Here is a 6,080-nt window from a genome sequence, read left to right on the forward strand (position 1 = left end):
AGACCGGCGGTGATGATTGTTAGGATCTCACTGCGCAGGCGATAAAAAGTGTGTTAATATTTCGGGCTCGGCAGTCGGTGAGGTCAGGGTAAACCCTGGTATCCAGATGGTCGGGGGTGGTGTGGAAGTGGATGTGAAGTCAGGTCGATGGGCAGGTTCTTCGATTTGACAGCTTGCAAAAAAGCCTTCATAATCTCGTTTCTGTGCTGCTCAAGCAGTACTTGCTCTTTAACAACTAAACAACCGATAAGTGTGGGCGCTTGGTAGGGTGGCGCAGCGGTTCTCCGATTCGTTGGGGGATGGCTGCACAAGCTAAACAAATCAAGCGCACACATTTGAAGTGAAGTACCTTGGATGTCAATGATATTCATGGAACCTCATTTCCTTTGAGTGAAGTGCCATGGCCTTTCGGGGTGATGGTGCGCGAATTAAACAGAGATTAAACTGAAGAGTTTGATCCTGGCTCAGATTGAACGCTAGCGGGATGCTTTACACATGCAAGTCGAACGGCAGCGCGGACTTCGGTCTGGCGGCGAGTGGCGAACGGGTGAGTAATGTATCGGAACGTGCCCAGTAGCGGGGGATAACTACGCGAAAGCGTGGCTAATACCGCATACGCCCTTATGGGGAAAGCGGGGGACCTTCGGGCCTCGCACTATTGGAGCGGCCGATATCGGATTAGCTAGTTGGTGGGGTAAAGGCTCACCAAGGCGACGATCCGTAGCTGGTTTGAGAGGACGACCAGCCACACTGGGACTGAGACACGGCCCAGACTCCTACGGGAGGCAGCAGTGGGGAATTTTGGACAATGGGGGCAACCCTGATCCAGCCATCCCGCGTGTGCGATGAAGGCCTTCGGGTTGTAAAGCACTTTTGGCAGGAAAGAAACGGCTCCGGATAATACCTGGGGCAACTGACGGTACCTGCAGAATAAGCACCGGCTAACTACGTGCCAGCAGCCGCGGTAATACGTAGGGTGCAAGCGTTAATCGGAATTACTGGGCGTAAAGCGTGCGCAGGCGGTTCGGAAAGAAAGATGTGAAATCCCAGAGCTTAACTTTGGAACTGCATTTTTAACTACCGGGCTAGAGTGTGTCAGAGGGAGGTGGAATTCCGCGTGTAGCAGTGAAATGCGTAGATATGCGGAGGAACACCGATGGCGAAGGCAGCCTCCTGGGATAACACTGACGCTCATGCACGAAAGCGTGGGGAGCAAACAGGATTAGATACCCTGGTAGTCCACGCCCTAAACGATGTCAACTAGCTGTTGGGGCCTTCGGGCCTTGGTAGCGCAGCTAACGCGTGAAGTTGACCGCCTGGGGAGTACGGTCGCAAGATTAAAACTCAAAGGAATTGACGGGGACCCGCACAAGCGGTGGATGATGTGGATTAATTCGATGCAACGCGAAAAACCTTACCTACCCTTGACATGTCTGGAATGCCGAAGAGATTTGGCAGTGCTCGCAAGAGAACTGGAACACAGGTGCTGCATGGCTGTCGTCAGCTCGTGTCGTGAGATGTTGGGTTAAGTCCCGCAACGAGCGCAACCCTTGTCATTAGTTGCTACGAAAGGGCACTCTAATGAGACTGCCGGTGACAAACCGGAGGAAGGTGGGGATGACGTCAAGTCCTCATGGCCCTTATGGGTAGGGCTTCACACGTCATACAATGGTCGGGACAGAGGGTCGCCAACCCGCGAGGGGGAGCCAATCCCAGAAACCCGATCGTAGTCCGGATCGCAGTCTGCAACTCGACTGCGTGAAGTCGGAATCGCTAGTAATCGCGGATCAGCATGTCGCGGTGAATACGTTCCCGGGTCTTGTACACACCGCCCGTCACACCATGGGAGTGGGTTTTACCAGAAGTAGTTAGCCTAACCGCAAGGGGGGCGATTACCACGGTAGGATTCATGACTGGGGTGAAGTCGTAACAAGGTAGCCGTATCGGAAGGTGCGGCTGGATCACCTCCTTTAAGAGCGAAAGCTGCTTTGCTAAGCGTCCACGCTTATCGGTTGTTTGTTAAATGTATAGCTGGGATCGATTTGGAATCTTGGGAGTAAGGGGAGACTCTTCCCTGAGGGCCTATGATTCTGGGTGCGGATCCGAAGAGTTTATTTGGGTCTGTAGCTCAGTCGGTTAGAGCACCGTCTTGATAAGGCGGGGGTCGTTGGTTCGAATCCAACCAGACCCACCAGGTTTTTTCTGAGTGCGCGAGCTGGGGCGAGGTAGAGATACGTTGCGTCGGGTAGTGGCGAGGGAAGATGGGGGTGTAGCTCAGCTGGGAGAGCGCCTGCTTTGCAAGCAGGATGTCATCGGTTCGATCCCGTTCACCTCCACCATAGATCTGAGGGTTTGCCTTGGGGTAGTGGTGTGCAATTGTAGAGTTCAACAGATAGTGTCGCGCGGGTTGGCGAGAAGGTTAGCTGACGTGATTTGGCGTTATCTGTTGGGTTTTGCCTAACGAGTTATACATTTGTTCTTTAACAATTTGGAAGAAGCACAACGAAAATGTGTTCATACGGTAGTTGGCGTGAGCCAGCGAAGGTGAACACGGGTTGTGATTGCATTAGATTTAGTTCAAGTTCTCAAGAGTGGGTTGCAAGACCTGCTTGTTTTGAGAGTGATGAACGGCACAAACGCGAGACATATCAGCGTCCTATAAGACGGTAGTGTTATAGGATCAAGCGACTAAGTGCACATGGTGGATGCCTTGGCGATTACAGGCGAAGAAGGACGTGGTAGCCTGCGAAAAGCTGCGGGGAGCTGGCAAACAAGCTTTGATCCGCAGATGTCCGAATGGGGCAACCCACTGCAGCGATGCAGTATTCCTGGCTGAATACATAGGCCAGCGAAGGCGAACCGGGTGAACTGAAACATCTCAGTAACTCGAGGAAAAGACATCAACCGAGATTCCGAAAGTAGCGGCGAGCGAAATCGGAGAAGCCTTTACGATTTAGCATTTCAGATAATCGAACGGAATGGAAAGTCCGGCCGTAGCAGGTGATAGCCCTGTAGATGAAATCTGGCTTGTGGAACTAGGCGTAAGAGAAGTAGGGCGGGACACGTGAAATCCTGTCTGAAGATGGGGGGACCATCCTCCAAGGCTAAATACTCGTAATCGACCGATAGTGAACCAGTACCGTGAGGGAAAGGCGAAAAGAACCCCGGAAGGGGAGTGAAATAGATCCTGAAACCGTGTGCATACAAACAGTAGGAGCCTCCTTGTGGGGTGACTGCGTACCTTTTGTATAATGGGTCAGCGACTTACATTCAGTGGCAAGGTTAACCGAATAGGGAAGCCGTAGCGAAAGCGAGTCCGAATAGGGCGATTTAGTCGCTGGGTGTAGACCCGAAACCAGATGATCTACCCATGGCCAGGTTGAAGGCACGGTAACACGTGCTGGAGGACCGAACCCACTAATGTTGAAAAATTAGGGGATGAGCTGTGGATAGGGGTGAAAGGCTAAACAAATCTGGAAATAGCTGGTTCTCTCCGAAAACTATTTAGGTAGTGCCTCAAGTATGACTGCGGGGGGTAGAGCACTGTTATAGCTAGGGGGTCATGGCGACTTACCAACCTATGGCAAACTCCGAATACCCGCAAGTCCAGCTTGGGAGACAGAGCACCGGGTGCTAACGTCCGGACTCAAGAGGGAAACAACCCAGACCGCCAGCTAAGGTCCCGAATTATTGCTAAGTGGGAAACGAAGTGGGAAGGCATAGACAGTCAGGAGGTTGGCTTAGAAGCAGCCATCCTTTAAAGAAAGCGTAATAGCTCACTGATCGAGTCGTCCTGCGCGGAAGATGTAACGGGGCTCAAGCAATAAACCGAAGCTGCGGGTGTGTACTTTTAGTACACGCGGTAGGAGAGCGTTCTGTAAGCCTGCGAAGGTGGCTTGTAAAGGCTGCTGGAGGTATCAGAAGTGCGAATGCTGACATGAGTAGCGATAAAGGGGGTGAAAAGCCCCCTCGCCGTAAGTCCAAGGTTTCCTGCGCAACGTTCATCGGCGCAGGGTGAGTCGGCCCCTAAGGCGAGGCAGAGATGCGTAGCTGATGGGAAGCGGGTTAATATTCCCGCACCGTCGTACAGTGCGATGGGGGGACGGATCGCGGAAGGTCATCAGGGTGTTGGAAGTCCCTGTTGCTGCATTGGAGAAGGCGCTTTAGGCAAATCCGGGCGCGTAATTCAAGGGTGTGGCACGAGGTCCCAAGTGGACCGAAGTGATTGGAAGTGGTTCCAAGAAAAGCCTCTAAGCTTCAGCTGTACGAGACCGTACCGCAAACCGACACAGGTGGACGGGATGAATATTCCAAGGCGCTTGAGAGAACTCAGGAGAAGGAACTCGGCAAATTAATACCGTAACTTCGGGAGAAGGTATGCCCTGGTAGGGTGATGCGCTTGCGCGCAAAGTCTGAAGGGGCCGCAGAGAATCGGTGGCTGCGACTGTTTATTAAAAACACAGCACTCTGCTAAGACGAAAGTCGACGTATAGGGTGTGACGCCTGCCCGGTGCCGGAAGGTTAAGTGATGGGGTGCAAGCTCTTGATCGAAGCCCCGGTAAACGGCGGCCGTAACTATAACGGTCCTAAGGTAGCGAAATTCCTTGTCGGGTAAGTTCCGACCTGCACGAATGGCGTAACGATGGCCACACTGTCTCCTCCTGAGACTCAGCGAAGTTGAAGTGTTTGTGATGATGCAATCTACCCGCGGCTAGACGGAAAGACCCCATGAACCTTTACTGTAGCTTTGCATTGGACTGTGAACCGGCCTGTGTAGGATAGGTGGGAGGCGCTGAAACTGAGTCGCTAGATTCGGTGGAGCCAACCTTGAAATACCACCCTGGTTTGTTTGCGGTTCTAACCTTGGTCCGTTACCCGGATCGGGGACAGTGCATGGTAGGCAGTTTGACTGGGGCGGTCTCCTCCCAAAGCGTAACGGAGGAGTTCGAAGGTACGCTAGGTACGGTCGGAAATCGTGCTGATAGTGCAATGGCATAAGCGTGCTTGACTGTGAGACTGACAAGTCGAACAGGTGCGAAAGCAGGACATAGTGATCCGGTGGTTCTGAATGGAAGGGCCATCGCTCAACGGATAAAAGGTACTCTGGGGATAACAGGCTGATACCGCCCAAGAGTTCATATCGACGGCGGTGTTTGGCACCTCGATGTCGGCTCATCTCATCCTGGGGCTGTAGCCGGTCCCAAGGGTATGGCTGTTCGCCATTTAAAGAGGTACGTGAGCTGGGTTTAAAACGTCGTGAGACAGTTTGGTCCCTATCTGCCGTGGGCGTTGGATACTTGACGGAGCCTGCTCCTAGTACGAGAGGACCGGAGTGGACGTACCTCTGGTGTACCGGTTGTCATGCCAATGGCATTGCCGGGTAGCTAAGTACGGAAGAGATAACCGCTGAAGGCATCTAAGCGGGAAACTCGTCTGAAGATTAGGTATCCCGGGGACTAGATCCCCCTGAAGGGTCGTTCGAGACCAGAACGTTGATAGGTCGGGTGTGGAAGCGCAGTAATGCGTTGAGCTAACCGATACTAATTGCCCGTGCGGCTTGATCCTATAACTCTACGGGTTTTTAAGACCTGATATGAGCGTAGCGACAAGTGCCGTTTATATAATTAATTCGTCATTCTTCACAACCTGAGCGCCCCTACACTGCGCGCTCGGTCGATGTGCTTCTTCCAATTCGGGACCGTAGACTCACCGTCTGCGGACCCAGCCAGTTACGCCTGACGACCATAGCAAGGTGGCCCCACTCCTTCCCATCCCGAACAGGACCGTGAAACGCCTTCGCGCCGATGATAGTGAACATTCGTTTGTGAAAGTAGGTCATCGTCAGGCTCTTATGCCTCAAACCCCCATCGGATACCCTCCGGTGGGGGTTTGTCTTTGCGCAAACAGAAAGCACACCCGACGACAGCACTCACCACCCACGGCCCTCGGCACGGCAACCTGCGCACACCGCCTCGTGCACGATCCTACCGGCCCACGCGACCCCCGCCCGTTGCCAGGACGCAGTCGCCGTGCTCACCGTCTCGTGGCCTGAGGTCTCCAACGCCCACACCCTGTGGCGC

The 6,080-nt window shown here is 53.4% G+C and carries 2 tRNA genes and 3 rRNA genes; all 5 read left to right on the forward strand.

Annotated features, from left to right (window positions below):
- The first annotated feature begins 441 nt into the window (after positions 1-441).
- The 5 genes from ACNAZS_RS26665 (at position 442) to rrf (ending at position 5,847) form a co-directional block, all read left to right on the forward strand.
- Positions 442-1,972 (forward strand): 16S ribosomal RNA (locus ACNAZS_RS26665).
- Positions 1,973-2,117: 145 nt separating this feature from the next.
- Positions 2,118-2,194 (forward strand) — tRNA-Ile (locus tag ACNAZS_RS26670).
- 69 nt (positions 2,195-2,263) lie between these two features.
- Positions 2,264-2,339: transfer RNA gene (locus ACNAZS_RS26675), tRNA-Ala, on the forward strand.
- 339 nt (positions 2,340-2,678) lie between these two features.
- Positions 2,679-5,565 (forward strand): 23S ribosomal RNA (locus tag ACNAZS_RS26680).
- 169 nt (positions 5,566-5,734) lie between these two features.
- A 5S ribosomal RNA gene (rrf, locus tag ACNAZS_RS26685) occupies positions 5,735-5,847 on the forward strand.
- The 16S, 23S and 5S rRNA genes sit together here with 2 tRNA genes alongside, the layout of an rRNA operon.
- Positions 5,848-6,080: the final 233 nt, after the last annotated feature.

The organism is Bordetella tumulicola, from assembly GCF_965138755.1.
Lineage (GTDB): Bacteria > Pseudomonadota > Gammaproteobacteria > Burkholderiales > Burkholderiaceae_B > Bordetella_A > Bordetella_A tumulicola.